Genomic DNA, 25174 nt, shown 5'->3' on the forward strand with positions numbered 1-25174 from the left:
CAGTACGCTGACGCACATAGAATCCGGCCACGGCGGTTGACGGCCACGGCATTGCCCGCCAAAATCCCGCCTCCGCCGCCGTGGCAAGCCTCTGCCATAGGTCGGTGCGGATGCGCACAGAGACCACGCACACGAACGGTTTATGCTGTGTCGGAAACACCACGAAAGGCTTCACCATGACATTGCCACGTCGCAGCAAGATTGCCCTGGCCGTGGGCGGCGTCCTCATCGCCATACCGGTCGCCGCGCTGATCGTGCTGCATTACTACGACTGGAACCGCGCCCGGCCCTGGCTCAACGACAAGACCAGTGAAGCGATCGGCCGCCCGTTTGCCATCCGCGGCAACCTGTCGCTGAGCTGGGAAAAGCAGATCGTGCCGGAGCGCGACCGCAGCTGGCGCGACTGGATGCCATGGCCACACTTGGTGGCGCATGACGTTCACATCGGCAACCCCGCCGCCATGCAAGCGGCCCATGCCGACTTGCCGCCGGACATGGGCAAGGTCAGCGAGTTTTCGTTTTCACTGAACCCGTTCGCCTTGCTGGAGCAGCGCATCTCGATTCCCGTCTTGCGTTTTGAAGCGCCCACGGTATTGCTGCGCAAGACTGCCGACGGCGCCAACAACTGGACCTTCGACAAGAAAGACAAACCGTCGCCGTGGCAACTGGATTTGCAGCGCGTGGTGTTCAACAAGGGCGTCGTGCATTACCTTGATGACGTCGCGAAAGCCGACGCCACCGCCGACATCGACACCATCAACGCCGATCCCGCTTATGGCGTCTCGTGGCGTTTGAAAGGCTCGTGGAAAGGCGCGCCCGTGTCGGGCCACGGCAAGGCCGGCGCCGTGCTGTCTTTGCAGCAGCAAACCACGCCCTACCCGCTGATGGCCGATGTCAACCTGGGCGGCACGCGCATTGCCATCGAAGGCTCGCTGACCAAACCCACGTCGCTGGCCGCGCTGGACATGAAGCTGCGGTTGTCCGCGCCCAGCATGGCGCGGCTGTATGCGCTGACCGGCATCGTGCTGCCGGAAACCCCGCCCTTTTCCACGTCCGGCCACCTGACCGCCACCCTGGGCAAGGATGGCGGGCACTACGTGTACGATCAATTCGCGGGGAAAGTCGGTTCCAGCGATGTCAAAGGCCACCTTGAATACCAGCAGAAAAAACCGCGCGGCTACCTGAGCGGCACGATGTCGTCCAGCTTGCTGCAATTTGCCGACCTGGGACCGCTGGTCGGCGCCGATTCCAATGCCAGCAAGCAGGCGCGCGGCTTGCCGGCCGTGCAGCCGGCCAATAAAGTACTGCCGGTGGAAACCTTCAAGACCGAGCGCTGGACCAGCATCGACGCCGACGTCAGCTTCAAGGCCGACCGCATCGTGCGCGAAAAACAGCTTCCGATCGCCAACCTGTACACCGAATTCCATTTGAAGGATGGCGTGCTGGCGCTGACGCCGCTGAAGTTCGACTGGGCCGGCGGCACCCTGCATTCCACCGTTAAACTCGATGGCAGCAATACCAGGGTCAAGGATGCGATTGCCGCCGAGCTGAAGGCCAGCGCGCGCCACCTGAAGTTGCGCGACCTGTTCCCGACGCTGCCGGATTTAAAAGCCAGCGTGGGGGAAATCAATGGCGATGCGTCGCTGTCGGCCACCGGCAATTCCGTGGCCGCCCTGCTGGCCAAATCCAATGGCGAAGTCAAGGCGCTGATCAACCAGGGCAGTATCAGCAAGCTGTTGCTGGAACAAATGGGCCTGAATCTGGGCAACGTGGTGTTGACCAAGCTGACCGGCGACAAGCAAGTCAAACTGCATTGCATGGCGGCCGACTTCAAGGTCACCGATGGCAAAGCGCAGGCGCGCCAGTTCATCGTCGATACCGACGACGCGACGGTGCACGTGACAGGCAGCGTCGACCTGGCGACGGAAAAACTCGACTTCACCATGAAGCCCGACAGCAAGGGCTTGCGCATCATTACCCTGCGTTCGCCGATTTACCTGACCGGCACGTTCAAGGACCCGGACGTCAGCATCGACAAGAAAGTGCTGGCACTGAAAGCCGGCGGCGCGGTGGCGCTGGCGGTGGTGGCGGCGCCGGCCGCGGCATTGTTGCCGCTGATTAACGCGGGACCGGACCAGGACAGTGCCTGCGCGGCGTTGCTGGCGCAGGCACGCACGAAACCCAAGGCGCCGCCGCCCGGCAAGAAAGCCAAATAATGCCCGCGCGTTAGCTGGCGAACAGAACGCATTCACCTCTGCCGCTACAGTGTTCCTGTCAGTTATAACAACAGGAGCATGCAATGAAATCTTTACTGTCCACTTCCATCCTGGCGGCAGCGCTGGCGCTGGCGGGGTGCGCATCGCGCACCACGGTCGAGCCAACCGATGTCTATGTGGCCGACAACGTCGTCACTGCCAACGTGAAGTCGGCGCTTGCCAGCCAGTCGGGACTGAATCCCTCGGAAATTTACGTGGAAACGTACCAGGGCAAAGTGCAGCTGGGCGGTTTCGTATCGAGCCAGCAAGAAATTGACACGGCGCTGGCCGCCGCGCGCAGCATCACCGGGGTAAAGAGCGTCACGAATGACATGCGATTGAAGTAACCTCGATTGAACCTATCCAGGAGAACACCATGCAATCCATCAAAACCCTCGCGGCCATCGCCGCCTTCCTGTCGCTGGGCGCCTGCTCGAACATGACCCAGCAAGATAAAAACACCGCCATCGGCGCCGCCGTGGGCGGCGTGGCCGGCTCGGTCCTGACCGGCGGCAGCACGGCCGGTACGGTCGGCGGCGCGGCAGTCGGCGGCGTGATCGGTAACCAGGTCAACAAGCCACCACGTTAATCACGCACGCTGCAAAGCAAAGCCCGCCGTTTCCGGCGGGCTTTTTCATTGGCTGGGCAAACCCTGGCAAGGCGCTTACAGGAACACGTTGCCCATGCCGATGCTGCCGCTATCCTTCACCATTTCATAGCAGCGGCACGACACGGCTTCCAGCCCCGCCGAATCCAGGATTTCAATGTTGCCGCGGCTATAGGTGATCAAGCCCTGCTGCTGCAAGGCGCTGGCCGCCTTGGTGACACCGACGCGGCGCACGCCCAGCGCATGCGCCAGGAATTCATGGGTCAGATGGAATTTTCCGGATTGCAAGCGGTCGCGCGTGATCAGCAGCGAGCGCGCCAGCCGTGCTTCCAGCACGTGGAAGCGGCTGCACACGGCGATCTGGATCGCCTGCGCCAGCAAGGTATCGGTGTAGCGGTACAACAATTGCCGCAGCGATTCCATGTGCGCGAATTCCTGGCAAAAGTCGGCCGCGTGGATCCGCGTGGCGCCGCCGGCGCGCTGCACCACGGCGCGCACTTGCGCCAGTTGATGGCCCAGCGCCACCGAAGAACCGATCATGCCTTCGCGCCCGATCGCCCCGACTTCCAGGGTCATGCGTCCCTCCGCCACGGCCAGCAGGGAAATCAGGCTGTCGGTGGGGAAATAAATGTATTCAATGGCCTGGCCCGGCTCATACAGCACGTCGCCCATCTCCATGTGCACACTTTCGCACATGGTTTCCAGGTGCAGCCAATCTTCTTCCGGCAGGCTGCCCAGCAAGCGGTTGCCTGCCACATGGGGCGGCAACGGACTGGCGGGAGGATGGACATGAGTGAGGTTCATGGCTCCAGAGGGTAAAGGGAGCCCCTACCCATGTATGTACGGTGACGCACGGAACCGCGCGGCCCGCTGCGGGACAATGCCGGCATACCGTCAAAGATGAGGATGCAACCATGAATACCAATAACACTCGACACACCCACCCGCTGCTGCTCGCGGCCGCCGTGGCCGTGGTGCTGTTCTGCACCTTCGGCATTGCCGCCATCCTCGGCTGGCTGCCCTCCCGCAGCAGCGATCACACCACCGAGGCCGTGGCGCCGGCTTATGCCGTCGGCGATTCCGGCGCGAGCGCCGCTTATGGCGCAGGGGAAGCTCCTGCCAATAGCGCAGCACTTGGCGCCTACGGCGCCGGCCATGCGCCTGGCGCACCGTCAGGCGTGTCCTCGGGGGTGTCGTCCTATGGCGCCACCGGCGCCGGCGCGGCGCCCTTGTCGGCCACGCCGCCGGCGGGCTATGCCACCGGTCCCGCACCGGCGCGCAACTATACGCCAACCCGTGAAGCCGAACCGGCGTACCGTACCGCCCAAGCTCCTGCCGCACCCGCTGTGTGCGGCAATTGCGGCGTCGTGGAAAGCATCCGCCAGCAAACCCAGCGCGCCCAGGGCAGCGGTGTCGGCGCCGGCGTTGGCGCCGTGGTGGGCGGCTTGCTGGGCCACCAGATCGGCGGCGGCACCGGCCGCCAGCTGGCCACCGTGGCCGGTTCCGTGGGCGGCGCCGTGATTGGCAACCAGGTCGAAGGCAATGCCCGGGCCACGCATTCCTACGTGATTACCGTGCGCATGGATAACGGCAAGACGCGGACCTTCCACCAGAGCGCGCAACCGGGCTGGCGCCCAGGCGATCAGGTCCGGGTGGTCAACGGTGCGCTGCGCGCGGACTAACCCCATCGCATTCGCATCGCCCCGGCCGCGGCCGGGGTTTTTTTAGGCGCTGTCTGCAACAATCGTGGAACTTCTTCAGGCGCCCCCGGTCCAAGGAATCGGATCCCGGGATTGGAGGCGCATCATGGAAATGCAAAGTTTCGGATTGCTGCTGGCGCAATTGCCGCAACTGACGGCGCGCCAGTGTGCGCTGCTGCAGGCGCAACTGGGGCAAGGCGATGCCCGGCAACAGGTTGGGCGCTTGCTGGACGAGGCGGCGCAGCCGCAGTTGTGCTGTCCGCGCTGCCACGCCGACCACTGGTACCGCCATGGCCGCGAAAGCGGCCTGCAGCGTTACCGCTGCCGCGCCTGCGGCAAGACGTTCAACTCCCTGACCGGCACCCCGCTGGCGCGCCTGCACCATAAGGAGCGCTGGCTGGCCTACCTCGACAGCATGCTGGCCTCGCACACCGTGCGTCAGGCGGCGGCGCGCCTTGGCGTGCACCGCAACACCAGCTTCCGCTGGCGCCACCGCTTCCTGGCGCTGCCCCGGACCGACCGCGCGCCGCTGCTGCATGGCATTGCCGAGGCCGATGAAATGTTCTTGCTGGAATCGCAGAAGGGAGCGCGCCACCTGTCCCGGCCGGCGCGCCGCCGGGGCGGCAAGGCGCACTGGCGCGGCATTTCACATGAGCAGGTGTGCATCCTGGTGGCGCGCGACCGCAATGGCCGCACGCTGGACTACGTCACCGGGCGCGGGCCACTGACCAAAGCCTGCCTGCACCAGTGCCTGTTGCCCGCGCTGGACCCCGACATCCTGCTGGTCACGGACGCCAACGCCGCGTATCGCGCCTTTGCCCGCGAGGCCGGCATCAGCCATGCACCGGTCAACCTGCGCGCCGGGGTGCGCACCCGTGGCGCGCTGCATGTGCAAAACGTCAATGCTTATCACAGCCGTTTCCGAAACTGGCTGCACCGCTTTCACGGCGTGGCCACGCGCTACCTGCCGAACTACCTCGGCTGGCGTTGCGTGCTTGATGCGCGTCGTATCGACACGCCCGAAGGCATGCTTAAAGCAGCGATCGGGCACTTTCCACGATTCATGGTGACATAGCCTTTTTTTATGTCTTTTCTCACTAGAAATGTTGCGTTTTTGCACACTCAAGCATCAGTGTGTGATATCGAACAGAACCATGCCGTGCCGGGCCCGGACAATCAAGGCATCAACCTCATCAGTGGAGAACATCATGGGCAAGCTGTTGTGGGCATGGACCATCCTGGCCGGCTTGATGCTGGCGCGGCTGGGGTATAACGAACTGGCGATGCCGGAAACCGCGTCGCCGGAAATCACGGCCACCCTGCTGCTGACGGGTGGCCTGCTGGCCGGACTGGTCGGCGCAACCGGACTGTGCGGCTTGCTGGCGTGGGTGCTGCCGCGCACGGCCGAACAAGGCGGCGACTGACCCGCTGGCCCTCTCCGCACACTGTACGGCAACGTACAGATGCCTGCGGCGGGGGCACAGATAATGAAATCTCCAGAAACCTTCGACTCGAGAGGACATTATCATGCTCTATACCATCGCCGTTGTATTGCTTATCCTGTGGCTGCTGGGGATCGTCACGTCGTACACGATCGGCGGCTTCATCCACGTGCTGCTGGTGGTCGCCATCATCATGGTGTTGCTGCGCCTGATCAGCGGACGCGGCATATAGTGCCCCGTCCCGCACAAGTGTATGCTGGCAACTCCAGACCACAAGGAGTTGCTATGACCACCCGCCTCCCACTCCTGGCCGCAACCGCTGCGGCCGCCACCGTCTTCCTTTCCCACACGGCCCTGGCTGCCGACACCATGCGTCCCGGCCTGTGGGAAATCACCAATACCGTCAAATCCGGCAGCGGCCAGACCATGGCCGCCATGGCCGAAGCGCAAAAGCAAATGGCGGCCATGAATCCGGAACAGCGCAAGATGATCGAAGCCATGATGGCCAAGCAGGGTGTCGGCATGTCCATGGGCGGCGATGGCAGCGTGAAAATCACGTATTGCGTCACGAAAGAAATGGCGGCCCGGCGCGAACTGCCGACCGGCCAGCAAGGCCAGTGCACCAGCACGTCCACCCCGACCGCCACCGGCATGAACGTCAGCTTCACGTGCGCCAATCCGCCGTCGAGCGGCAACGGCGTGGTCACGCTGGTGGGCGACTCCGCCTACGCCACTACGATGAACGTCACCAGCAGCGCGCGCGGCAAGCCGGAAACCATGACGGTCGACGCGTCGGGACGCTGGCTGGCGGCCGATTGTGGCGCCAGGGCGCCGGCCAAACCGTCCACCAACTAGCCTGGGCCGATCAGAACGAATGGCGCAAGCCGATGCTCAGTGCGCGGTTGCCGCTGCCCCGCTCGGAGGCATTGCCAACGGTAAAGCGGGCGCCGTTGCGGTTGTCGATCTTGCCGAACGCCGTATAGACGCTGGTGCGCTTCGACAGCGCATAGACCACCCCGGCGGCGAGCTGGGTCGCATCGCGGTTGGCAAGTGAGCGGTCATCCTTGCGGATGTACGACAGCATGAACGTGGCATTGCCATAAGGGATGGAAATGCCGGCCAGCAAGTCGCGGCTGCGGTCGGTGAAGGCCGGCACCACCATCGTGCCATACGGCGCCACCGGGTCATAAGGGGCGCTGCCGAAGCCCCGGTTAATGCCGTAGCCCGCATACACGGTGGCGTATTTCAGCGTTATGTTGGCCGCAATCAGGGTGTTGCGCGAGGAATAATCGACCATCGGCACCACACCGGTCGCGTCGGACAGGTTGTAGCGGCGCTGGTGGGCAATGCGCAGCGTAAACGGCGCCTGTTCAAAGCCGATCACGGCGCCAAAGGCGCGGTTGAATTTACTGCTGAAGGGGGATTCGCCAAAGCTGTAAATCGCCCCCGCGCTCCAGCCACGGACCTTGGGCGTCACATACTTGACGGTATTATCGAAACGCCGCGCGGCGGAACCGGCAATGTTGCTGGCCGCGCCGGCCATGCCGCCGTGGAAGGGATCGGCCACGCCGCTCAGCGCTTCATATTGCAGGCTGTACTGGCGGCCCAGGGTCAGCACACCCCAGCGGCTGTCCAGGCCGATAAAGGCCTGGCGTCCGAAGAGTTTGTCGGCGTCGCCCGCCCCGGTATCCAGATTGACGCCGGCTTCCACCCGGTACACGGCGACCACGTCGCGGGTCAGTTGCTCGCGCCCGGCAACGCCGACATGGGATTCCGTGGCCACGCCGCTGGCGATCCGCGTTGCAGGACAAGGTGTGACGCAACCGCGTTCCGCCACCACACCGGCATCGAGCGTGCCATACACGGTGGCGGCCGGCTGGTCTTGCGCCATGGCCGGCAGCGGCATCAGCAATACGATGATCCAGCGCGAGGTCTTCATGATGTCCCAGCTTACCTCTGCCGCAGGACCGCATTCTGTGCGCGCACACACACTGGACGGCAAGCGGCGCCGCGCACCAACCATGCGCCTGCAATAGCTGGGTTACAACACAATGGCACCATGGCCCGCGATGAATGCCGGCACTGGAATGGAATGGAGAATGACGATGGACATCAGGCGCTTCCGCTACTGGCTCGCTGTATTTACCGCATGCTGGTCGCTGCTCGCCTGTGCTTCGCTGCCCACGGTGGCGCCGGATACGGTCGCGCCCGCCGCCGCGCCGAAAATTGAAACCGCCACCGGCAACGTGCCGGCGCCGGCCGCCATCTCGCTGTTGAAAAAACGCTGGGCCAGGGGCGCGCTGGACTTGCCGCAGCAAGCCGCGCTGGAAGAAGCCGCGACCGGCGTGCCGCTCATCGCGGGCAACAAGGTGGACTTGCTGTTCGATGGCCCGCAAACCATGAAAGCCATGATGGCGGCCATTGCGCAGGCAAAAAACCACATCAATTTCGAAACGTATATCTTCGACCAGGATGCATTAGGGGAGCAGTTCGCCAACCTGTTGCTGGACAAGCAGCGCCAGGGCATCACCGTCAACATCATTTACGACAGCGTCGGCACGATCGGCGTGCCACAAGCGTTTTTCGAGCGCATGCGCGCCGGCGGCATCCGGCTGGTGGCGTTCAACCCCGTCAACCCCGCCAAAGTGCGCGGCAATGGCTGGCAAGTCAACAACCGCGACCACCGCAAGATCCTGATTGTCGATGGCAAGGTCGCCTTCACCGGCGGTATCAATATCAGCGACACCTACGCCAAGAGTTCGCCATTCCGCTCCAAGCAGCGCGCCACCGATGAATCGCAAGTCGGCTGGCGCGATACCCACGTGCGCATCGAAGGGCCGGCCGTGGCGGCCTTCCAATGGCTGTTCATCCAGACCTGGACCAACCAGGATGCCGACGATTTGCGCGACGCGCAATACTTCCCGGCCCTGGCCGTGGCAGGCGACCGCATCGTGCGGGTGCTGGGCAGCAAGCCGGGCGGCCGGTTCGAGATCTACAAGGCTTATCTGCTGGCCATGCAGGAGGCCAAAAAATCGATCCACATCACGATGGCGTATTTTGTGCCGGACCAGCAGACGCTCGATGCGTTGAAGCTTGCGGCGCAACGCGGTGTCGATGTGCACATCGTGCTGCCCAGCGTGTCGGACAGCGGCATGGTGTTCCATGCGGGCCGGGCGTTTTATGACGACTTGCTGTCGGCCGGCGTGAAAATCCATGAAATGAAACTGTCCGTGCTGCACGCGAAAACCGCCGTCATCGATGGCGTCTGGTCCACGGTCGGCTCCACCAACCTCGATACCCGCAGCTTCCTGCACAACAGCGAAGTCAGCGTCATTGTCATGGGCGCGGGCTTTGGGGAAGAAATGGAACGGGCTTTCCAGGAAGACGTCAAGAATTCCACGGAAATCACGCTCGACGCATGGCGCGCGCGGCCCTGGAGCATGCGTTTCAAGGAATGGTCGGCGCGGCTCTGGGATTACTGGCTTTAATTATGGCGCTGTCCCAAGCGCGCAGTTTTCTTCTTTCCACGCATCGCCGCGCCGGCAAAACGTCTCCTTTGCCGCCGTCACAAAGTCCGCGCCATCCCAGCGGTAGCGCTCCACCTGGACCCGGTCCTTTTCCACGCGCAGCACATTGAAGGAATTTTCTTCGCCCCGGGTGCGGGTCGACGTGGCCGTGCCCGCCTGCACCGCCAGCGCGGCATAGCCGGTGATCGGATAGCGCTCATCGCTGCTGCCCGCGTGGCTGGTATGCACATGGCCGGCCAGCAGCACGTCGACGCCGCACCCGGCAAACGCTTGCATGGCCATCGGCGCGCGGTCCACCAGGTCATCCGGGTCAAAATGGTCCGGCAAGTCAAACGGGTGGTGGGTGACCACGATGCGGACCCGGTCGCCCTGCAACTGGCCAAAGCGCTGCTGCAGCAAAGCCACCTGTTCGTGGTTGATGCGGCCATCCTTGATGGTCAGCGAGCGGGCGGTATTCAAGCCCAGCACGGCAATTTCATCATCGATGTAGACCGGCGCCAGGTCATCGGTCACATGCCGCCGGTACTTGTTCAAGGGCGTCAGAAACCGCGCCACGACATTAAACAGGGGAATGTCATGGTTGCCCGGCACAATGATTTGCGGGCCGGGCAAGGTATCGAGCCATGCCCGGGCTTGCTGGAATTGCTGGCTGCGGGCGCGCTGCGTCAAGTCGCCCGACACCACGACAAGGTTGGGCGAAAGCCGCTCGATGCAGGCGCGCAATGGCGCCAGCAAGACCTCGTCGATCCGTCCGAAATGCAAATCCGATAAATGCACGAGGGTACGCATGATGTTCTCCGTGGTTCAGCGCGGCACGATCACGGTCAGCGCGCCGGGCCGGATGCGGTAAGCCAGCGGCGGCTGCATGAGGGTGACTTCGCCGTCGGTGGCCACCCGCAGGCGCGTCTTGCGGGTATCGATCGTCAGTTCACGCGCGGCGGCGACATCGAAATCGCGCTGTTCCGCCAGCCGTCCCATCAGCGCATGCCAGGCCAGCCGGACCAGGCCCAGCCGCGTGGGCCGCTGCGCCACATACAGGCTCAAATGGCCGCCGTTCAGGCGTTCACGCTCCCCGATATTCAAGCCTTGCATCTGGTAGGCATTGTTGCCGATAAAAACAAACGGTGTGCGGCGCGCATGGGCCACGCCATCGACCTCGAGCCGCACGCTGAGAAAGGGAAAGCGCTTCAGCACAGCCAGCGCGGCCCAGCCAAACGCCAGCCACTTGCCCCGCCCCAGGCGGCGCTGCTGGCGCTCACGGTCGCGCACGATGTCCGGATACAGTCCCAGGCTGGAATTGTTCAAAAAGATGCGGCCATTGACGTCGCCGACATCGACCCGTACCGGCCAGCCCTGCGCCAGGTTGGCGATCGCGCCATCGAGGTCGAGCGGGATCTTCAAGTCTTTTGCAAAATGGTTCAGGGTGCCCAGCGGCAGCACGCCATAGCGGATGTCCGTGTCCACCAGCACCGACGCCACGGCATTGATGGTGCCATCGCCGCCGCCGGCCGCCACCATCGTGACCCCGCGCGCCAGCGCGGCGCGGGCGGCGGCAATCAATTCCACGCCGCTGTGCGCCAGCGTGATATCGGCCAGCAAGCCGTGGGCGGCAAACTTGTCATGCAATTGCTGCTGGAATTGCGCGCAATAGCCGAGCCCTGCGCCGGCATTGATGATGACCGCGACCGGCGTCGTCATAGCGGCCGCCCTTCACGCCGGCGGCGCCAGGTCGACACGCCGGTGATGCAAAAGGCCAGCCAGCCCGCCCCTTCCAGCATCGCGCCCAGGATATCGGTCGGATAATGCGCGCCCAGATACATGCGGCTGGCGGCCACCAGCACGACCATCAGCAGCGCGCCCGCCACGGCCAGCACGCCGGTGCGCCGCCGCACCGCCGTCATCACCAGGTACGACGCCAGCAAGCCATAGAACAGCGTTGCCGATGAGGTATGGCCACTGGGAAAACTATAGGTCGGCAAGCTCACGAGCGGCTCCTCAAACACCGGCCGCGCGCGCTGGTAAACGTGCTTCAGCAAGACGTTCAGCAGCATCCCGCCCGGCACCGCCAGCAACAGCGCCAGCAGCCAGTAGCGCTGCCCCTGGCGCCACAGCAGCCATGCCAGCGCGGCGGTCAGCAGCACCATGCCGGGCACACTGTGCACATGGGTCACCCCCAGCATCAGCGCCGTCAACGGGTACCAGGCGGGATCGCGCGCCAGCCCATGCAGCCACAGCGATACGTGCGCATCGAACGAGGCCAGGCCACGCAACTGCATCACGTCGCCCGCCAGTTCGGCAAACAAGAACGTCGCGGCCGCCAGCAACAGCGCACCGGCCGTCAAATGCAGGCCGAATTCCGTGTCCGGCGTCAGGCGGGCTTCGATGAAGCGCAGGAAGCGGCGGGTGGCATGGGCAGTCAAGGCGGTCAGTTGGGCGCGGCAGCCGCCCCGGAGTTGTATGGTTCCGCCATGTTACCCGCCCCATGTTCGCCACGGAAGCGGGCCGATGCGCCATAGCCGTCGCGCAAGGCACGCGCGATGGTGCCCATCGGCCGGTGGCTGTCGACGCATTGCCATGGGCTGAACGTCACGGCCTGGCCGGCCGCGCGCGCCAGCGCATTGCTCCAGGCGGGCTGCGGACGGGCCACGATGCGGGCCACCGCCACATAGCGGTCGGGGTCTTCCAGCCAGCCAAAGCCGCCGTCTTCCAGGCACACGCGCAACTCCCATTCGGCGCCATGGCGCGCGAAATGTTCAATGAAGGCGTCACGCAAGCCCTGCGGCCCCGCAAGCCGGCGCGGCGCCTGGCCGCGCGAAACCGACACGACGCACAGTTGCGCCACGTGTTCGCCGTAATGGATGCGCGCCTGGCTGAAATACGTTTCGCCCAGCAAGCGCCGGTCGGGCGCGCCGCCCATGACGAAATCCTGCTGTGCCATGCGGCCGCCGTCCGGCACCATGACCTTGACGGCCATGCCGCGCAATTGCGGCGCGGACGACAGCCGCACGACTGCCGGATAACACGCGGCGGTAGTGAAAATGCCCTGCGCCAGCGCGCGCGGCAAGCTATCGAGGACGCGGAACTCGGCATGCAGCAAGCCGTGGCTGGCGCATTCCTCGACGTGATGTTGTGATGTATCGCTCATGTTGGATTCCTTTTCATGCGCGATTTTCCGTCTGATCCGCCGTGCCCGTCGGTTTGGCAGCGCACATAAGAAGTGTGGACAATGCAACAATTTTCACTGATTTTTCATACAGTCCTGTGTTTTCATACAGTACTTGTGATACAGTGATATCCATTGCAGCACACAACCTTTGCAGCACACAACCTCACTCACGAAGGAACAGCGATGACTTACCTGAATAGCAGCTTCGGCTCCCGTTTTGGCCTGGAATATGCCCCGACGTCTTTCCTGGCGCGCTTTGGCCGCCGCGAAGTGCTGGTCACCCGTGACTTCCGCAAACGCTTTTATGCCGTCAACCCGCTGATCGAATGCGACACCGGTGTCCAGCCAGGCCACGTTGAAATCCTGCTGCTGCGCCGCTGGCTGCTGATCTTGTCGAAGGCGTCGATGCATTGATTACAGGTTTTGGTATTGCTCGCGCAGGAAATCGCGCAGCAATAACACGGTCGGCGTCACTTGCGCCCGGTGCATGCACACCAGGTGCAGTGGCGTAGGCTCTCCCAGCCACTCCGGCAGCACAATTTGCAAGCGGCCATGGCGGATATCTTCCGCCAGGTCCATGCGGGATTTGTACACGATGCCCTGCCCGGCCACGGCCCAGCGCCGCACCAGGTCGGCATCGTCGGCACAGCGGTTGCCGTTCACCTGCACCATCACGGGCGCCCCGCCGCCCTCGGGTGGATAAAACGTCCAGCGGTTATGGACGATTTCGTCCAGCACATAGCACAGGCAGTTGTGGCGCGTCAGGTCTGCCAGCGACGCGGGTTTGCCATGCTTGCGCAGGTAATCCGGCGACGCCGCCAGGGCGCGCCGGTTATCCGGTGCAATCGGCATCGCCACCATGCTGGAATCATCCTGGCGGCCATAGCGCAGCGCCAGGTCGACCGGCTGGCGGAACATGTCCGCCTGGCGGTCGCTGGCGCTGAGCTGGTAGTGCACGTCCGGATAGCGGGCCTGGAATTTGTCGAGCCAGTACAGCAAGGTATTGCGCCCCAGGTCGGACGGCATGGCGATCCGCAGCAGGCCGCCCGGGGTTTCCTTGCGCTGCACCAGCTTGTCATGCCCTTCCTTCAATTGCCGCAGCGCTTCGCGCGCATGCAGCAGGTATTGCTCGCCCTCGTCGGTCAGGCGCAGCGAGCGCGTGGTGCGCACGAACAGGCGCAATCCCAGCGTGCCTTCCAGGCGCTTGAGCGCCGCCGACGCCAGCGCCGGCGACATTTCCAGGGTGCGCGCCGCCGCCGACAAACTCCCCTCATCGGCCGTTCGCACAAATACCGTTAAATCATCGAGCCGCAGCAATTTTCAAAAATCCTTTGAAAGTGTTTCATTGAAGGCAGTCTTTTTCTTCGCTTTGAAATAAATGATGATACTCCCATCGCAACCACTTATTCAGGAGTTCCCCATGAAAGCCATCGCCTACCACGCCAGCCTGCCGATCGATCACGCCGACGCCCTGGTCGATATCGAATTGCCGGCGCCACAGGTGTCAGGCCGCGATTTGCTGGTCGAAGTCAAAGCCGTATCGGTCAACCCGGTCGATACGAAAATCCGCCGCAATGTCGCACCGAACGACGGCCAGGCCAAGGTGCTGGGCTGGGATGCGGCCGGCATCGTCAAGGCCGTCGGCCCGGACGTGACGCTGTTCAAGGTGGGCGACGCAGTGTGGTACGCGGGCGACTTGACGCGTCCCGGCACCAACAGCGAATTACACCTGGTCGATGAGCGCATCGTCGGCCGCAAACCCGCAAGCCTGGACTTTGGCAAAGCCGCCGCGTTGCCGCTGACCGCCATCACGGCCTGGGAAATGCTGTTCGACCGCCTGCAAGTGCCGCGGTCGCCGGAACAGCGCAACGAAGCCATCCTGGTGATCGGCGCCGCCGGCGGCGTGGGCTCGATCCTGGTGCAACTGGCGCGCAAACTGACCGGCCTGACCGTGATCGGCACCGCGTCGCGCGCCGATACGGCGGCATGGGTGGAAGAACTGGGCGCGCACCATGTGATCGACCACGGCAAGCCACTGAACGAGGAAATCAAGCGCCTGGGTTTGCCGCCGGTGAAATACGTGGCGGCGTTGACGCACACCGACCAACACTTTGCCGCGATTGCCGACCTGATCGCGCCGCAGGGCAAACTGGCGCTGATCGACGATCCCGAAGTGCTGGACGTGCGCGCGCTGAAACTCAAGAGCGTGTCGCTGCACTGGGAAATGATGTTTACCCGCTCGATGTTCCAGACCGACGACATGGCGCAGCAACATGCGCTGTTGAATGATGTGGCGGCGCTGGTCGACAGCGGCGTGCTGAAAACCACCCTGGGTGAACGCTTTGGCGCCATCAATGCCGCCAACCTGAAGCGCGCGCATGCGCTAATTGAAAGCAACCGCGCCAAGGGCAAGATCGTGCTGGAAGGGTTCTAACCCGGCCCCCGATGCTGTTCGCGCAACAGGGCCAGCGCCCGCGTGTCATGTTCATGCAGCAAGTGCTGCAAGGCGCTGGCCGTGTCATACGAATGATTCAGCAAGGAGACGAAGTCCTCTTGCAGTGACATCAGCCGGCGCGAACTGTACCCTACACCGTGAAATAGGCGCGTGACATCGACACAGATCTCACGCAAATCCGCCAGCGTGCGTTTGGTGGCTTCGATATCGTCGCGCATGCCCATGCCGACGTCGACCAGTTCGGTTTCCGCGCCATCGCGCGTGCACAGGCGCAGCATGGAATCGTGCCATACCTGGATGCGGGCGCCGATCCGGCGGATACGCATGATTTTCGATTCCATCTCCCGGCAATACTGCAGTGAAAAAATCCAGAACGGCAGGCGCGCCAGAACGGCAGGCAACCCTGCGGCGGCAAGGCGCTGCTCCAGCCGCCGCAATTTCAGCAGCCGGTCCCAAATCGTCAGGTTGACGGGATGCGGGCGCATGGGTTTCTCCACAGGTACGACGCTACCAGTATAGCTGCCGCGTGTCGTTCCGGCGCACAGTCCGCTTGCCCGTGGAAGAATTGCCACCACCCGCCCGCCACCCGGCATTTATGCGCGGCCCACAGCCAGGAATAAAGTCCTTTCCGCCGCGCGGCGGCGCGCCAGCCCCGCCACTTTGCGGCCGCCAGCCTTGTCCCACAACAGGAAGCTGTCAGCCGCGCCGGCCAGGTTGCCCGCCAAGATATTGCGGCAAATCGAACTGGCGCCAAATGCGCCGGCGCCGATGTTGTAAGCCAGCGACACGCAAGCGGCGACCCGTTGCGGCGGCGCGCCACGCAGCGCCGGACAGCGCTGCAGCACCGCCAGCAGGAACTGCGCCACGCGCAAACGCAGCGCGGCGTCGGCCTGCTCCTGCGTCCACACCTGTCCTTCCCGCACGCCGGCCGTCTCGCCCCAGCCGATGGTCCAGATGCCGGCCACGTCCCGGTATGCTTGCAGCCGGCAACCTTCGAAGCCGGCAATGGTGGTCACCGATAATTCGAGCGCATCCATCATTTCACCTTGTCGAATACACGGCCCACGAACCAGAAGGCGAGGATGCCGGACAAGATGGCGCGGTCTTCATTGTCATACAGGCGCGACACCGCGTCCCAGCCGGTGAGCCCCGCATCGGCCGCCACCGCATACATGGCGGCCTTCGCCGCGCCATACAGCAACAGCACGTAGTACGTCGCCAGCGGGCGCACCAGGAAGTTCAAGGCGTCAACCCGGCGCAGCCCGAGCGGCCGCATCTGTCCCTGCAACGCGCTCTTTTGCGCATCGAGCAAGGCCAGCACCTGGTCCACGCTGCCCTGGTATTCCACCAGCGCCTGGCGGCTCGCCGCCCGGGTCTGCTCAAGCTGGCATTGCCGGTCCAGCATGGCCAGTTCATGCGCATGGTCGGTTTTCTTGTTCAAGTAGCCAAACAGTTCGGGCAGCAGCCGCAGCAGGCCGCCACCGAGCATCGATAACAATGACAACATCACGATGATTCTCCTTTATCTTCCGCCATGGCGCTGTCGCGCCACAGCACATACCAGGCCAGCGCCGCCAGCAGCAGCGCCTCGCCATAGGTGGGCGCGGGAATGCGCCCGAACAGGGGGCCGAGCAGAATGTCCACCGCCCCCGTCGTCAACAGCAGCCAGGCGGCGCGCGTGGCGGGCGCCGTATGCCGTCCCATGCGGTTGATGGCGACAAACAGGCCACGGCACAGGATCAGCAACGCCGCCGCGAAATAAACAGCCAGCAACATCACGCACCTCCCACCAGCGAACGCAAACGTTTCAATCCGGCGGGAATCAGCGCCTGGGATGCGATGCCCAGCGCCGCGCCGCCGGCCAGGCGCAGGAAGTCGCCCAGCGATTGCAGCCACGGGAAATAATGCAGCGCCGCCGCCGCGATCACCGGCGCAAAAAAACCGGCCAGCAGCGCGGAGCCCGCCACGGTGCCGGCGATCTTCAACGCCGGCATCGGCGGCAGGTAGGACAGCGACACCAGGCCGCCGAAAAAGCCGGCCAGCAACGCGTCGTATTGCACGCCGAAGACGGAACCACTGAGCGTGATGGTGCCTGCGGCGATGGCGATCGATGCGGTGGAACTTGCGGGTTCTGCCATACATTCTCCTTTCATAAGAGTGTCAACGGGAAGGTGGCGCGGCCGCCAGCGCCGGGCCGGACTTGTTGCCGCGCACAGGGCCGGTCTTGCCCTGGTTGCCGGCATTGACGGTCACCTGCATTTGCCATGACTTGCCGGCAAAGGTGTGTTCGACCGCGCCGACCAGGTAATCGCCATTCAAGCCATCCTTGAAGTCTTTCAAGACCAGGCGCCGTTCCGCGCCGATGGCGGGATTGCCCGGCATCTCCAGCTGGCCGCTGGCAGTGTCCCGGTTCAGCGCCGCCAGGCCCGCATCGGCCGCCGCCTGCGCCGCCGCCCCATCCGTATGGGGATGACGCCCGGCCAGTTCGGCGCCGCCCTGCGCGATGGCCCCGCCGTTGGCGGCGCGCACTTCGGTTTGGCGTCCGGTGGCCTGGTCGTGGCTGCGGGCCGTCACCGCCGCCACCAGCGCGCGGTCGGCAAACGTAAAGCTGTAGCGCGACAGCATGCCGGGGGTAATTTCCACCGCCGGCAACGATTCGCCACTGGCGGACTCGCCTGCGCCGCGCGGCAACACCAGCAACTTGTTGTTCTTGACGGTGGCGGTCGCGCCATAGGCCTGGGCCAGGCGCGTCATGAAGTGCAAATCGCTTTCGCGCAACTGGTCGGCCCGGGCCACCCGCGCCGCCACGCGGCACACGGGCAGCCAGCCGTGGCGCCGGGCAATGCGGTCGGTAATGACGTCGAGCGTGGTGTTTTCAAACGCCTGGCTGCGCTGGCTTTTCGCATCCTTGCGCAAGTCCGCGCTTTTGCCGCGCAGGGTCATCGTCATGGGTGAACTTTCCATGACGACTTCGTCGATCCGGTACAGGCCGAGGAAATGCAAATCCCCGCCCATGCGTCCCAGCGACACCCTCAACATCGCACCTTTGGGCGGCAGCGCCACCCTGCCGTCGCGGTCATCGATTTTCAGTTCACAGGTATCGGCGGCCAGCCCGGGTTTGTCGGTCAGCCGCAGGAACATCAGCCGGTCGTTCAGCAGGGGCGTGATGTCGACGCCATCGGCCTCGATATGGAATCGTGCTTGCATGGCGCCACCTCACGTCCACAGCTGGATGGTGTCGGCCCGCCGTGGCGGCAGGTCCGGCATGGTGATCAGCACGCCCGCCGCCAACGGTTGCCGCAATGCCGCCAGGCCCGGGTTGGCGCCATAGACGGCTTCGACCACGCCCGGCAAGTGGCCGTAATGCGCGTGGCACAGCGTGTCGAGCACGTCGCCGTCACAGCTTCTGATAATCGTCGCCATAGCGTTTGAACTCCAGTGTGTAGGTTTGTTTGCGCGCGTGGCCGCCCGCGATCAGGTAGCTGCGCTCTTCGGTCAGGCTGGTCATGTACCAGCGGCCCAGCACGTCGCCGGAACCCATGGTCAGCGCCAGCGGCTTCAGGGCCAGGCCCAGCCTGCGCAACTGCTCCAGCTCATCGGAACCGGCCGTCCCCTTGCCGGCGGTAATGCGGCGCGCCAGATAGACCGCGCCGCCCAAGGTCAGCGTTTCCGAACCCTGGCCAACCGCCTGCGCCGCATCCGGCCGTCCCAGCCGGGGCACGCTGTCGATGCCGAACGCGGTTTGCCGCCGCAACGTGTCGAACGCCGTGGCGGACAAGGCAAAGTGAAAACCATCGCCCTGCCCTTGCGGCGGCATCAACGTCAGTAAATGCGGGGCGGCCGATGTCGCCTGCGCCATGCGCGGGGCGGCCGGTTTCAGTTCCGCCGACGACTTGACTTCCGGCGTGGCGGCCGGCTTGCCCGGCTGTTCCGCCACGATGAAAATGCCCAGCTTCTTGCCCAGTCCCGCCGCCGATGCCTGCAGCCGGCCGCCCGCTTCCTTGATGGCGGTGATGCCGCTGGCGGCAAAGCGGTCGGCGGCGGCGGCCAGCACCCCCGTCCCCCGCCTGACCGCAGCCGCTTCCGCCACAGGCAACATGCGGTTCAATGCCGCCGATGCGGACGCGGCCAGCTTGCCGGCCCGGTCGATATGGCTTGCCGCCGCCTCGATCCATTGCGCCGCCTTGTGCGCCTGTCCGTTGACGTGCTGTTCCAGCCCGTCCACCCGTTGTTTCAGCATTGCCTCGGCCTTGCGCACCCGCTCGGCAGCCCTGGCCGCCTCGCCGGTGGCTTGCCGGATCAAGCTGTCTATGCTCATGTTGCGATTCCTCCCGCAGTCAGATGCGAGTCAAACAGCGAGGAACGCTGTTGCTGGCCCTGGAATTGATCGAATAATTGCCGCAAGTACGGCATCAGTTCTTCGGCGATGCGGCGCGGTTCGCGCACGTCGCCCTGGACGGTGACGGTGATCGCAGGATTGAAGTTGATCTGCGGCGCCGCGCCAACGCCGGCCGCCGCGCGCTTGCCGCCGCCCGGCAACGCAGGCTGGGGAGGCGCCAGAAACTTATCCATCGGATCCGGCGCATTGCGTGACCGGGCGCCCACGGCAGCCGGTGCAGTGCCGTCTGATGCGGCCTGGGTGATGGCGCCGGCCGGGGCCGCCGATAACGGCGCCCCCCCTGGCGCCGTCAACCCCGCTCCCCGATGCAGCGGCCAGGCAACCGCCACGCCCATCGCCAGCAATGGCGTGGGCTGTAACACCGATTGTGTCCAGATCCTGTCATGCTGCCCGAGTCCGGCTGCGCCAAAGGGTGGCGCCACCGGCATGGCAAATGGCGCGGGCGCCAGACCGGTTGCCACCGTGCCCGGCTTCGTCTCACCGTGCTTCTCGCCATTCTTCTCGCCGCTCTTCTCACCGGTTTTTTCGCCGGTTTTGCGCAGGAAGACATCAAATGCGGCCCGCCCCAGCGATGCGCCAAGCATGGCGCCGCCGGGACCGCCTGCCAATCCACCCAGCGCCGCGCCCACCCCCATGGCGACCATTGCGCCATGGGCATTGTCCTTCCCGGTCTGATTGCCGCTGCGGTACGCCTGCACCAACTCCAGCCCGGTGACGCCTGCCGCCAGCAGACCGAACCGGCGCGTGATAAATCTTCCGGCCTGGCTATTGAGCGCGCCGTGGACCATGCTCCGGCCGTTCTTCACTCCCTGCCAGGCGCGCGCCAGCCATCCGCCCCGCCCCGGTCCCGGCGGCCTGCCGCCGCCCGGCCGCCCATTGCGATCCGGCAGATCTGGCAATCCCGCACCGCTGCCGCCCATGGCGGCGGGCCAATTGAGCACACGGACATCTTGCACACCGGCGCTGTTGCCGCCCGCCGCTGGCACGCCGCCCCGCCCCAGCATTCCCTTACCAAGCGAGAACATCCCGCTGGCGGCCTTCCACGTGCCGAACGCCGCCGCTGCCGCCGCCAGCGTGCCCGCCACCACCGCCGCGCTCCGGGTCAGCGCGGGCCAGGCCTGGGCCAGTTCGCCCGCGCCGGTGGCCACGCCGGTCAAGGCTTCGGCGGTCCAGTCCGTGACAGGACGCAATACGTCGCCAATCTGGCGCCCGGAGTTTTCCGCAGCCCGCCCGGTCTCCGCCCATGTCGACTCCGACCTGGCGCGCACCGCCTTGTGATCGCGTTCGAGCAAACCGGTGTCCACCGGCGCGGCCTTCTGTTCTTCGATCAGGACCGTGGCGGCCAGCGCTTTGCGCGCCGCCTCCTTGTGCGCCTCGCTGCCATTGCCACGCTTGCCGAGCAGCGCGGTATGCACCAGTTGGGCGGCCTTTTTCGGATCGGCCTCCTTTTCCATCGCCTTTTCAAGCATGGCCTGCGCGTACAGCAGGGTCTCGTCCTTTTCCACGCCCAGGTTGGCCAGGTCGCGCATCAGTTGCGGCAAGATCACGGCAAGCTGTTCGCGCTCGACGCCGTTCATGTAGCCAAATTTGGCGACCCGGGCCAGCGATACGTCCAGGTTGGCCGCGGTCGCGCCACCATGCTCCTTGAGCGAAGCAGCCAGTGTCGCCGCGCTCTCCACGCCAACCTTCTGGCCGACCGAGAACTGCGCAATCTTCGGCGCCATTGCCAGCGCCTCGCCATAGCTCGTGTCTTTCCCGACCAGTTGCCCGACCGCCTTGCCGAGCGCATTGCGTCCAATACCCTGCTCGCGCGCCGTTACGGCAATGCCGGCCGCAATGGCCTGCGTGTTTTTCTCCCTGATTTCCTGCCGGTTGCCGCCCTCCCACGCCTGCGGCTGGGTCGTCATGGCAATCAGGGCGATATCGTCCACAATGGATTGGTAATCGGCGGCCTGCTTTGCCGTTGTGGCCAGCGCACGGCCGATGCCGCCCGCCTTGCCGCGCAACGCATCCCCTACTTCCATTCCCGTCAAAAACTGCTCGTCGCCGCCAGTCGCGTCATCCGTCATCGCGTCCTCCTCCGTTCCCATCCAGCCACCACACCATGTCTTCCAGCGTCATGCGGTCAATCTCCGATGGCTGGAACGTGTATTCACTCGCCAGCCGCCGCGCCAGCCGCCGCACCTGCTCCGGCTGCAGGCTCAGCATCGGAAACCAGCCGAAAGTACGCCTCCTGGATGCGGTTGTAGTCGGTCAGCTTGAGCTGTTCCAGGTCGGCGGGCGCCACCTGCATCAGGCTGGCGAACAGCGCCAGCTCGCGCTCTTCCACGTCGCTCGGGTGCAGGCGCTGCGCGGCGCGCATGTCGCGCACGGTCGGCGCGCGCAGCACCACCTGGTTGGATTTGACGCCGTTGAACGATTCAGGGCGCGACAAGGTGACCGTCACCGCGTCCGTACCGGGACGCAGCCATTGCGGAACCATTTTTTCCATATCAGTCTTTCAAAAAAAAACCCGGCTCGGGGCCGGGCATGGGTTAATCACTCAGGCAGGATCGGGGAACTGTCAGGCGCCCAGTGCGGCGCGCACTTCGGCCAGCTGGTCTTTGCCGTTGATCACGCGGATGCCCGCGGCCGGTTCGATTTCAAACACGGTGGCGCCATCGACTTCCAACTTGTAATAGCTGCAGTTGACGGTGTATTTGGTTTCGCTTTTTTCACCGGTTTTCCAGTCGCCCATATCGACGTCATACAGCGTGCCGTTAAAGGTGGCGACGGCCGCCACCACCGCGCCCTTCTGGTCGCGGAAGGCGCCGCGGAACGTGCCCTTGAAGGCGGACGCATCGGACAGGCCGAAGTGCTTCAGCACGTCCTTGGCCACGCCGGACATCGAGAACGCGGCATCCATCGCTTCCATGCCCATGTCCATCTTGATGGGCGCGTCCATGCCGCCGGCGCGGTAATCCTCGGTCTTGACTTTGAGCTTCGGCAGGGTCAGTTGGGTGGCGACACCGGCGTAGCTGGTGCCGTCGACGAACAGGTTGAAGTTGTACAGGGTTTGCGGAATCATATGGTTTCTCCTAATGCTTGAATGGTCAGAATGGTTCGGTGATCAGTTGGCGGTGTCCAGCACTTCGGCGACCCACTGGTTGGTCACTTCGACGCGGAAGTTCGGGTTTTCAGCCGGCGGCACATCGGTGAAGCGGATATTCCAGTACACCTTGCCCTGCTCCAGCTGGCTGGCCGAGTTCAGGTCCGGGTCGGCATACACTTCGAAATTGATGACGCAGCCGGCATTGCGCAGGTCGCGCATGAAGGCGTTCAGGCCTTCCGTCACATCTTTCACATAGGTGCGCGTAATGCCCCGGTCCACCGCCCATTTGTGCGCATACAGGATCGCGTCCATCACCATGTCGGTGGTGCGCACGCGGGTCACGAAGGCCCACTTCGGATCGGCCGACAAGGTGCGGTTGCCCCACAGGCGGAAGCCGCCGTCTCGGATGACGGTGGCGACCTTGGCCTGGTTCAGCAGGTTGGCGCGGCAGGTTGCATCGCCGTCCAGGAACTCGACCGGGCGCTTGGTGCCGGTGATGCCGGTCATTTCCTTGTTCGATGGCGACACCCAGAAACCATATTCCGCATCGGTCCAGGCGAACAGGCCGGCCGTGGCGGCCGATGCCGGCGCATCGATTTCCGCATTGGCCGTGGCGTCCCACAGGCGCAAGCCGGGATCGACCATGTACAGGCGCTTGCTGCCGAAGAGCTGGGCATGGGCGACGGCGGCATCGTCGGTGGTGTTGGGACCGTCGATGATGGCAATGGCGCGCAGCTTGCCCGCCAGACCATCCATGTCGGTCGCCACCGCCTGGGTGGCCGAATGGCCCGGCGCCGCCAGCAGGCGCGGATGCAGGCCCAGCACGGACTTGGCGTCGAGCAGCGCCTGCAGGCCGGTGCGAGCGCCCTGCGCGGTCACGCCGCCAATGATGGCGGTGGCCTGCGCCGCCGCATCGGCCACCTTGGCCACACCGACAGCGGCCACCACGGCGCTGGTGCGGGCATAGATGGCGCGCAGCGATTTATAGATCGCGCTGTCGGCGCCGAACGCGGCGGCCGCTTCGCGCAGCGAAGTGATCTTCACCGGCGTATTCGGCGCGGCCAGGCCAGCGCCCGGCGTGTAGGTATCGACCAGGCCGATCACCGAGCTCGATGGGGTGGCAATGGCGCGCGGGCCGGTGTCGACCAGGGTGACGGTGACGCCGTGGAAGAAAGAGGTTGCTGGCATGTGTTGCTCCTTTTAGAAATAAAAAAACCCGCTCGGGGCGGGGAATAGTTAATTATTAGTACTTCCTCAATTACAATATTTCGTTATTACTGCTTTCAATATTCGACAATGCAAATTCCATTTCCGCCAGCTTGAGATTGGGTGGCATTACCTCCGACGCCGACCGTAATTGACAATGAATCACCTGGTTGAACAGAAAAAACACCATGTGCATAACCGCCACCGCCTCCCCCACTCCCGCCGTTCCCACCACCTCCGCCTCCACCAATGCCGCCTTTGCCGCCAGTACCGGTATTTATTCCGCCACCGCCCCCGCCGCCCACCCCACCATTGCCCACGCTAGAAGTGCCATAACCAGCGCCACCACCAGCTCCGGGGCCACCGTTATACCCATTTGCGCCATTTCCGGTACCCCCGGCACCACCACCACCTGTAAAGATATCGAATGGAAAGCGCATAATGGCGTTAATTGGATTGGCAGTACCCACACTCGTTGTGACGTTTCCAACCACATCAGGGCCACCTAAATTACTGGGTATGCCAAATGCGGAAGCGCCTCCCACGGAAGGCATAGTGCCTCCATTGTTGCCCGCCAATCCGCCTCCGCCGCCACCATAGGAGCCGCCAGCACCACCCTTGCCTAATTGGGAACCCGCAGCGCCACCGCCACCGGAGTGGTTATTGGATGTGCTTCCATAGCCTCCTGCGCCGCCGCTTGCCTGAATATCGCCACCGACGCCATTACCGCCAACACCACCAAGGCCAGCCCAGGTACCGCCACCACCACCTGTCGCGGAAATCAATGCCCCCGCGCTGCTGGCTCCGCCAGCTGAACCGTTCCCATTAACAGCGCCGCCGCCGCCCGCTCCGACCACCCTGATACGGACGCTGAAAACTCCTGCCGGGACAATAAAGCTCCCGTTAGCATTAAACTGCTGCCACGCACCAGTTCCAAATTCGCTTAAATAACCGGGCGCAGCAACCCGTGCAGAGAATTTCTCACTCAAAAAGCGCCCCATTATGCAATCTCCTCAAATCCATGAACTCGTACCGACACATTCGCCGCGTCCGCCCAAACAACAATTTTCTCGCCTGCAGAACAGACGATGCCGGTGCGCTCCAATACATCGTGGGCAGTCAACAACGCATCATATTCAATACATTCCGCATTACCGGGTACAGAGCTGGCCGCAACGGCAATGCGCACACGAGCAATCGACTCGCTCCTGTTGCAAACATTAATACTGGCTGTGCTAACCATTCCGGCCGGCACCGTGTATAAAACCGACCATGTTGCGGCAGTTAATACCGCATTTCCAAACTTACCTGATGCCATAGCATCTC

The 25174-nt window shown here is 64.1% G+C and carries 32 protein-coding genes; 11 read left to right on the forward strand and 21 right to left on the reverse strand.

Annotation, left to right across the window (positions count from 1 at the left end):
* Positions 1-176: 176 nt before the first annotated feature.
* The 3 genes from AC1RRC_RS16910 to AC1RRC_RS16920 all read left to right on the forward strand — a co-directional run bounded on the left by AC1RRC_RS16910 (position 177) and on the right by AC1RRC_RS16920 (position 2844).
* The gene (locus tag AC1RRC_RS16910; protein ID WP_493056680.1) at positions 177-2216 is read left to right on the forward strand and encodes an AsmA family protein; all 2040 of its coding nucleotides are present in this window, start codon (positions 177-179) and stop codon (positions 2214-2216) included.
* 83 nt (positions 2217-2299) lie between these two features.
* Positions 2300-2602, forward strand: coding sequence for a BON domain-containing protein (locus AC1RRC_RS16915; protein ID WP_493056681.1), 303 nt, complete (start codon positions 2300-2302; stop codon positions 2600-2602).
* A 29-nt stretch (positions 2603-2631) separates the two neighbouring features.
* Positions 2632-2844 carry a YMGG-like glycine zipper-containing protein gene (locus AC1RRC_RS16920; RefSeq protein ID WP_493056682.1) on the forward strand — a complete coding sequence of 71 codons (213 nt, stop codon included), beginning with the start codon at positions 2632-2634 and terminating at the stop codon, positions 2842-2844.
* A gap of 75 nt (positions 2845-2919) precedes the next feature.
* Here AC1RRC_RS16920 and AC1RRC_RS16925 read toward each other — a convergent pair whose 3' ends face one another.
* Positions 2920-3666 carry a Crp/Fnr family transcriptional regulator gene (locus AC1RRC_RS16925; RefSeq protein WP_493056683.1) on the reverse strand — a complete coding sequence of 249 codons (747 nt, stop codon included), beginning with the start codon at positions 3664-3666 and terminating at the stop codon, positions 2920-2922.
* A 110-nt stretch (positions 3667-3776) separates the two neighbouring features.
* Between AC1RRC_RS16925 and AC1RRC_RS16930 the strand changes: the two genes are divergently transcribed.
* The 5 genes from AC1RRC_RS16930 to AC1RRC_RS16950 all read left to right on the forward strand — a co-directional run bounded on the left by AC1RRC_RS16930 (position 3777) and on the right by AC1RRC_RS16950 (position 6859).
* The gene (locus AC1RRC_RS16930; RefSeq protein WP_493056684.1) at positions 3777-4544 is read left to right on the forward strand and encodes an outer membrane lipoprotein; all 768 of its coding nucleotides are present in this window, start codon (positions 3777-3779) and stop codon (positions 4542-4544) included.
* 124 nt (positions 4545-4668) lie between these two features.
* Positions 4669-5637, forward strand: a complete 969-nt coding sequence (locus AC1RRC_RS16935) for an IS1595 family transposase (RefSeq protein ID WP_493056685.1) — start codon at positions 4669-4671, stop codon at positions 5635-5637.
* A 133-nt stretch (positions 5638-5770) separates the two neighbouring features.
* The gene (locus AC1RRC_RS16940; protein ID WP_493056686.1) at positions 5771-5986 is read left to right on the forward strand and encodes a hypothetical protein; all 216 of its coding nucleotides are present in this window, start codon (positions 5771-5773) and stop codon (positions 5984-5986) included.
* Positions 5987-6089: 103 nt separating this feature from the next.
* The gene (locus AC1RRC_RS16945) at positions 6090-6236 is read left to right on the forward strand and encodes a lmo0937 family membrane protein (protein ID WP_491629084.1); all 147 of its coding nucleotides are present in this window, start codon (positions 6090-6092) and stop codon (positions 6234-6236) included.
* 53 nt (positions 6237-6289) lie between these two features.
* Positions 6290-6859, forward strand: coding sequence for a DUF3617 domain-containing protein (locus AC1RRC_RS16950; protein WP_493056688.1), 570 nt, complete (start codon positions 6290-6292; stop codon positions 6857-6859).
* A 10-nt stretch (positions 6860-6869) separates the two neighbouring features.
* On the opposite strand, the gene AC1RRC_RS16955 is transcribed toward AC1RRC_RS16950, so the two are convergent.
* A complete protein-coding gene (locus tag AC1RRC_RS16955) occupies positions 6870-7943 on the reverse strand; it encodes a porin (RefSeq protein ID WP_493056689.1) in 1074 nt (357 codons plus the stop codon).
* Between the two features lie 166 nt (positions 7944-8109).
* Between AC1RRC_RS16955 and cls the strand changes: the two genes are divergently transcribed.
* Positions 8110-9492, forward strand: coding sequence for a cardiolipin synthase (cls, locus tag AC1RRC_RS16960; RefSeq protein WP_493056690.1), 1383 nt, complete (start codon positions 8110-8112; stop codon positions 9490-9492).
* On the opposite strand, the gene AC1RRC_RS16965 is transcribed toward cls, so the two are convergent.
* Genes AC1RRC_RS16965 through AC1RRC_RS16980 form a run of 4 tightly spaced genes read right to left on the reverse strand, consistent with a single transcriptional unit; the run spans position 9493 to position 12676 of the window.
* Entirely contained in the window at positions 9493-10320 is an 828-nt protein-coding gene (locus AC1RRC_RS16965; RefSeq protein WP_493056691.1) for a metallophosphoesterase family protein, read from the reverse strand.
* A gap of 15 nt (positions 10321-10335) precedes the next feature.
* Positions 10336-11229, reverse strand: coding sequence for a diacylglycerol/lipid kinase family protein (locus AC1RRC_RS16970; protein ID WP_493056692.1), 894 nt, complete (start codon positions 11227-11229; stop codon positions 10336-10338).
* Positions 11226-11951: a phosphatase PAP2 family protein gene (locus tag AC1RRC_RS16975; protein ID WP_493056693.1), complete on the reverse strand. Its 726-nt coding sequence runs from the start codon at positions 11949-11951 to the stop codon at positions 11226-11228. Before AC1RRC_RS16975 ends, AC1RRC_RS16970 begins: the two co-directional genes overlap by 4 nt.
* A 5-nt stretch (positions 11952-11956) precedes the next feature.
* Positions 11957-12676, reverse strand: coding sequence for a catalase family protein (locus tag AC1RRC_RS16980; protein ID WP_493056694.1), 720 nt, complete (start codon positions 12674-12676; stop codon positions 11957-11959).
* Between the two features lie 204 nt (positions 12677-12880).
* Here AC1RRC_RS16980 and AC1RRC_RS16985 point away from each other — a divergent pair, with 204 nt between their 5' ends.
* Positions 12881-13111, forward strand: a complete 231-nt coding sequence (locus AC1RRC_RS16985; RefSeq protein ID WP_493056696.1) for a hypothetical protein — start codon at positions 12881-12883, stop codon at positions 13109-13111.
* Here AC1RRC_RS16985 and AC1RRC_RS16990 read toward each other — a convergent pair whose 3' ends face one another.
* Entirely contained in the window at positions 13112-14014 is a 903-nt protein-coding gene (locus tag AC1RRC_RS16990; protein ID WP_493056697.1) for a LysR family transcriptional regulator, read from the reverse strand.
* A gap of 103 nt (positions 14015-14117) precedes the next feature.
* Here AC1RRC_RS16990 and AC1RRC_RS16995 point away from each other — a divergent pair, with 103 nt between their 5' ends.
* Positions 14118-15131 (forward strand): zinc-binding alcohol dehydrogenase family protein, encoded by a 1014-nt coding sequence (locus AC1RRC_RS16995; RefSeq protein WP_493056698.1) that lies wholly within the window; start codon positions 14118-14120, stop codon positions 15129-15131.
* Here AC1RRC_RS16995 and AC1RRC_RS17000 read toward each other — a convergent pair.
* The 14 genes from AC1RRC_RS17000 to AC1RRC_RS17065 form a co-directional block, all read right to left on the reverse strand.
* On the reverse strand, positions 15128-15637 hold the full coding sequence (locus tag AC1RRC_RS17000; RefSeq protein WP_493056699.1) for a hypothetical protein: 510 nt from the start codon (positions 15635-15637) through the stop codon (positions 15128-15130). The genes AC1RRC_RS16995 and AC1RRC_RS17000 overlap by 4 nt on opposite strands.
* A gap of 108 nt (positions 15638-15745) precedes the next feature.
* Positions 15746-16192, reverse strand: a complete 447-nt coding sequence (locus AC1RRC_RS17005; protein WP_493056700.1) for a lysozyme — start codon at positions 16190-16192, stop codon at positions 15746-15748.
* On the reverse strand, positions 16189-16659 hold the full coding sequence (locus AC1RRC_RS17010) for a hypothetical protein (protein WP_493056701.1): 471 nt from the start codon (positions 16657-16659) through the stop codon (positions 16189-16191). The genes AC1RRC_RS17005 and AC1RRC_RS17010 overlap by 4 nt, the downstream gene beginning before the upstream one ends.
* Positions 16659-16928, reverse strand: a complete 270-nt coding sequence (locus tag AC1RRC_RS17015) for a hypothetical protein (RefSeq protein WP_493056702.1) — start codon at positions 16926-16928, stop codon at positions 16659-16661. The genes AC1RRC_RS17010 and AC1RRC_RS17015 overlap by 1 nt, the downstream gene beginning before the upstream one ends.
* Positions 16928-17290, reverse strand: coding sequence for a hypothetical protein (locus AC1RRC_RS17020; RefSeq protein ID WP_154373643.1), 363 nt, complete (start codon positions 17288-17290; stop codon positions 16928-16930). The genes AC1RRC_RS17015 and AC1RRC_RS17020 overlap by 1 nt, the downstream gene beginning before the upstream one ends.
* Before the next feature lie 22 nt (positions 17291-17312).
* Positions 17313-18359, reverse strand: coding sequence for a phage late control D family protein (locus AC1RRC_RS17025; protein WP_493056703.1), 1047 nt, complete (start codon positions 18357-18359; stop codon positions 17313-17315).
* Between the two features lie 9 nt (positions 18360-18368).
* Positions 18369-18575 (reverse strand): tail protein X, encoded by a 207-nt coding sequence (locus tag AC1RRC_RS17030; protein ID WP_493056704.1) that lies wholly within the window; start codon positions 18573-18575, stop codon positions 18369-18371.
* Positions 18550-19470 (reverse strand): phage tail protein, encoded by a 921-nt coding sequence (locus tag AC1RRC_RS17035; RefSeq protein WP_493056705.1) that lies wholly within the window; start codon positions 19468-19470, stop codon positions 18550-18552. Before AC1RRC_RS17035 ends, AC1RRC_RS17030 begins: the two co-directional genes overlap by 26 nt.
* Positions 19467-21620, reverse strand: a complete 2154-nt coding sequence (locus tag AC1RRC_RS17040) for a hypothetical protein (RefSeq protein ID WP_493056706.1) — start codon at positions 21618-21620, stop codon at positions 19467-19469. Before AC1RRC_RS17040 ends, AC1RRC_RS17035 begins: the two co-directional genes overlap by 4 nt.
* Before the next feature lie 83 nt (positions 21621-21703).
* Positions 21704-22042 carry a phage tail assembly protein gene (locus tag AC1RRC_RS17045; RefSeq protein WP_493056707.1) on the reverse strand — a complete coding sequence of 113 codons (339 nt, stop codon included), beginning with the start codon at positions 22040-22042 and terminating at the stop codon, positions 21704-21706.
* 72 nt (positions 22043-22114) lie between these two features.
* On the reverse strand, positions 22115-22618 hold the full coding sequence (locus tag AC1RRC_RS17050) for a phage major tail tube protein (RefSeq protein ID WP_493056708.1): 504 nt from the start codon (positions 22616-22618) through the stop codon (positions 22115-22117).
* Positions 22619-22660: 42 nt separating this feature from the next.
* Positions 22661-23830 (reverse strand): phage tail sheath subtilisin-like domain-containing protein, encoded by a 1170-nt coding sequence (locus AC1RRC_RS17055; protein ID WP_493056709.1) that lies wholly within the window; start codon positions 23828-23830, stop codon positions 22661-22663.
* A gap of 95 nt (positions 23831-23925) precedes the next feature.
* Positions 23926-24849, reverse strand: a complete 924-nt coding sequence (locus tag AC1RRC_RS17060; RefSeq protein ID WP_493056710.1) for a hypothetical protein — start codon at positions 24847-24849, stop codon at positions 23926-23928.
* The gene (locus tag AC1RRC_RS17065) at positions 24849-25166 is read right to left on the reverse strand and encodes a hypothetical protein (RefSeq protein ID WP_493056711.1); all 318 of its coding nucleotides are present in this window, start codon (positions 25164-25166) and stop codon (positions 24849-24851) included. Before AC1RRC_RS17065 ends, AC1RRC_RS17060 begins: the two co-directional genes overlap by 1 nt.
* Positions 25167-25174: the final 8 nt, after the last annotated feature.

Source organism: Pseudoduganella sp. GW821-FHT12E03 (genome assembly GCF_058807115.1).

Bases quoted from the DNA above. Each gene is read 5' to 3' on its own strand.
- AC1RRC_RS16910 (WP_493056680.1), top strand. From the start codon at position 177: ATGACATTGCCACGTCGCAGCAAGATTGCCCTGGCCGTGGGCGGCGTC.
- AC1RRC_RS16915 (WP_493056681.1), top strand. From the start codon at position 2,300: ATGAAATCTTTACTGTCCACTTCCATCCTGGCGGCAGCGCTGGCGCTG.
- AC1RRC_RS16920 (WP_493056682.1), top strand. From the start codon at position 2,632: ATGCAATCCATCAAAACCCTCGCGGCCATCGCCGCCTTCCTGTCGCTG.
- AC1RRC_RS16925 (WP_493056683.1), bottom strand. From the start codon at position 3,666: ATGAACCTCACTCATGTCCATCCTCCCGCCAGTCCGTTGCCGCCCCAT.
- AC1RRC_RS16930 (WP_493056684.1), top strand. From the start codon at position 3,777: ATGAATACCAATAACACTCGACACACCCACCCGCTGCTGCTCGCGGCC.
- AC1RRC_RS16935 (WP_493056685.1), top strand. From the start codon at position 4,669: ATGGAAATGCAAAGTTTCGGATTGCTGCTGGCGCAATTGCCGCAACTG.
- AC1RRC_RS16940 (WP_493056686.1), top strand. From the start codon at position 5,771: ATGGGCAAGCTGTTGTGGGCATGGACCATCCTGGCCGGCTTGATGCTG.
- AC1RRC_RS16945 (WP_491629084.1), top strand. From the start codon at position 6,090: ATGCTCTATACCATCGCCGTTGTATTGCTTATCCTGTGGCTGCTGGGG.
- AC1RRC_RS16950 (WP_493056688.1), top strand. From the start codon at position 6,290: ATGACCACCCGCCTCCCACTCCTGGCCGCAACCGCTGCGGCCGCCACC.
- AC1RRC_RS16955 (WP_493056689.1), bottom strand. From the start codon at position 7,943: ATGAAGACCTCGCGCTGGATCATCGTATTGCTGATGCCGCTGCCGGCC.
- cls (WP_493056690.1), top strand. From the start codon at position 8,110: ATGGACATCAGGCGCTTCCGCTACTGGCTCGCTGTATTTACCGCATGC.
- AC1RRC_RS16965 (WP_493056691.1), bottom strand. From the start codon at position 10,320: ATGCGTACCCTCGTGCATTTATCGGATTTGCATTTCGGACGGATCGAC.
- AC1RRC_RS16970 (WP_493056692.1), bottom strand. From the start codon at position 11,229: ATGACGACGCCGGTCGCGGTCATCATCAATGCCGGCGCAGGGCTCGGC.
- AC1RRC_RS16980 (WP_493056694.1), bottom strand. From the start codon at position 12,676: ATGAGCGATACATCACAACATCACGTCGAGGAATGCGCCAGCCACGGC.
- AC1RRC_RS16985 (WP_493056696.1), top strand. From the start codon at position 12,881: ATGACTTACCTGAATAGCAGCTTCGGCTCCCGTTTTGGCCTGGAATAT.
- AC1RRC_RS16995 (WP_493056698.1), top strand. From the start codon at position 14,118: ATGAAAGCCATCGCCTACCACGCCAGCCTGCCGATCGATCACGCCGAC.
- AC1RRC_RS17000 (WP_493056699.1), bottom strand. From the start codon at position 15,637: ATGCGCCCGCATCCCGTCAACCTGACGATTTGGGACCGGCTGCTGAAA.
- AC1RRC_RS17005 (WP_493056700.1), bottom strand. From the start codon at position 16,192: ATGATGGATGCGCTCGAATTATCGGTGACCACCATTGCCGGCTTCGAA.
- AC1RRC_RS17010 (WP_493056701.1), bottom strand. From the start codon at position 16,659: ATGTTGTCATTGTTATCGATGCTCGGTGGCGGCCTGCTGCGGCTGCTG.
- AC1RRC_RS17015 (WP_493056702.1), bottom strand. From the start codon at position 16,928: ATGTTGCTGGCTGTTTATTTCGCGGCGGCGTTGCTGATCCTGTGCCGT.
- AC1RRC_RS17020 (WP_154373643.1), bottom strand. From the start codon at position 17,290: ATGGCAGAACCCGCAAGTTCCACCGCATCGATCGCCATCGCCGCAGGC.
- AC1RRC_RS17025 (WP_493056703.1), bottom strand. From the start codon at position 18,359: ATGCAAGCACGATTCCATATCGAGGCCGATGGCGTCGACATCACGCCC.
- AC1RRC_RS17030 (WP_493056704.1), bottom strand. From the start codon at position 18,575: ATGGCGACGATTATCAGAAGCTGTGACGGCGACGTGCTCGACACGCTG.
- AC1RRC_RS17035 (WP_493056705.1), bottom strand. From the start codon at position 19,470: ATGAGCATAGACAGCTTGATCCGGCAAGCCACCGGCGAGGCGGCCAGG.
- AC1RRC_RS17040 (WP_493056706.1), bottom strand. From the start codon at position 21,620: ATGACGGATGACGCGACTGGCGGCGACGAGCAGTTTTTGACGGGAATG.
- AC1RRC_RS17045 (WP_493056707.1), bottom strand. From the start codon at position 22,042: ATGGAAAAAATGGTTCCGCAATGGCTGCGTCCCGGTACGGACGCGGTG.
- AC1RRC_RS17050 (WP_493056708.1), bottom strand. From the start codon at position 22,618: ATGATTCCGCAAACCCTGTACAACTTCAACCTGTTCGTCGACGGCACC.
- AC1RRC_RS17055 (WP_493056709.1), bottom strand. From the start codon at position 23,830: ATGCCAGCAACCTCTTTCTTCCACGGCGTCACCGTCACCCTGGTCGAC.
- AC1RRC_RS17060 (WP_493056710.1), bottom strand. From the start codon at position 24,849: ATGGGGCGCTTTTTGAGTGAGAAATTCTCTGCACGGGTTGCTGCGCCC.
- AC1RRC_RS17065 (WP_493056711.1), bottom strand. From the start codon at position 25,166: ATGGCATCAGGTAAGTTTGGAAATGCGGTATTAACTGCCGCAACATGG.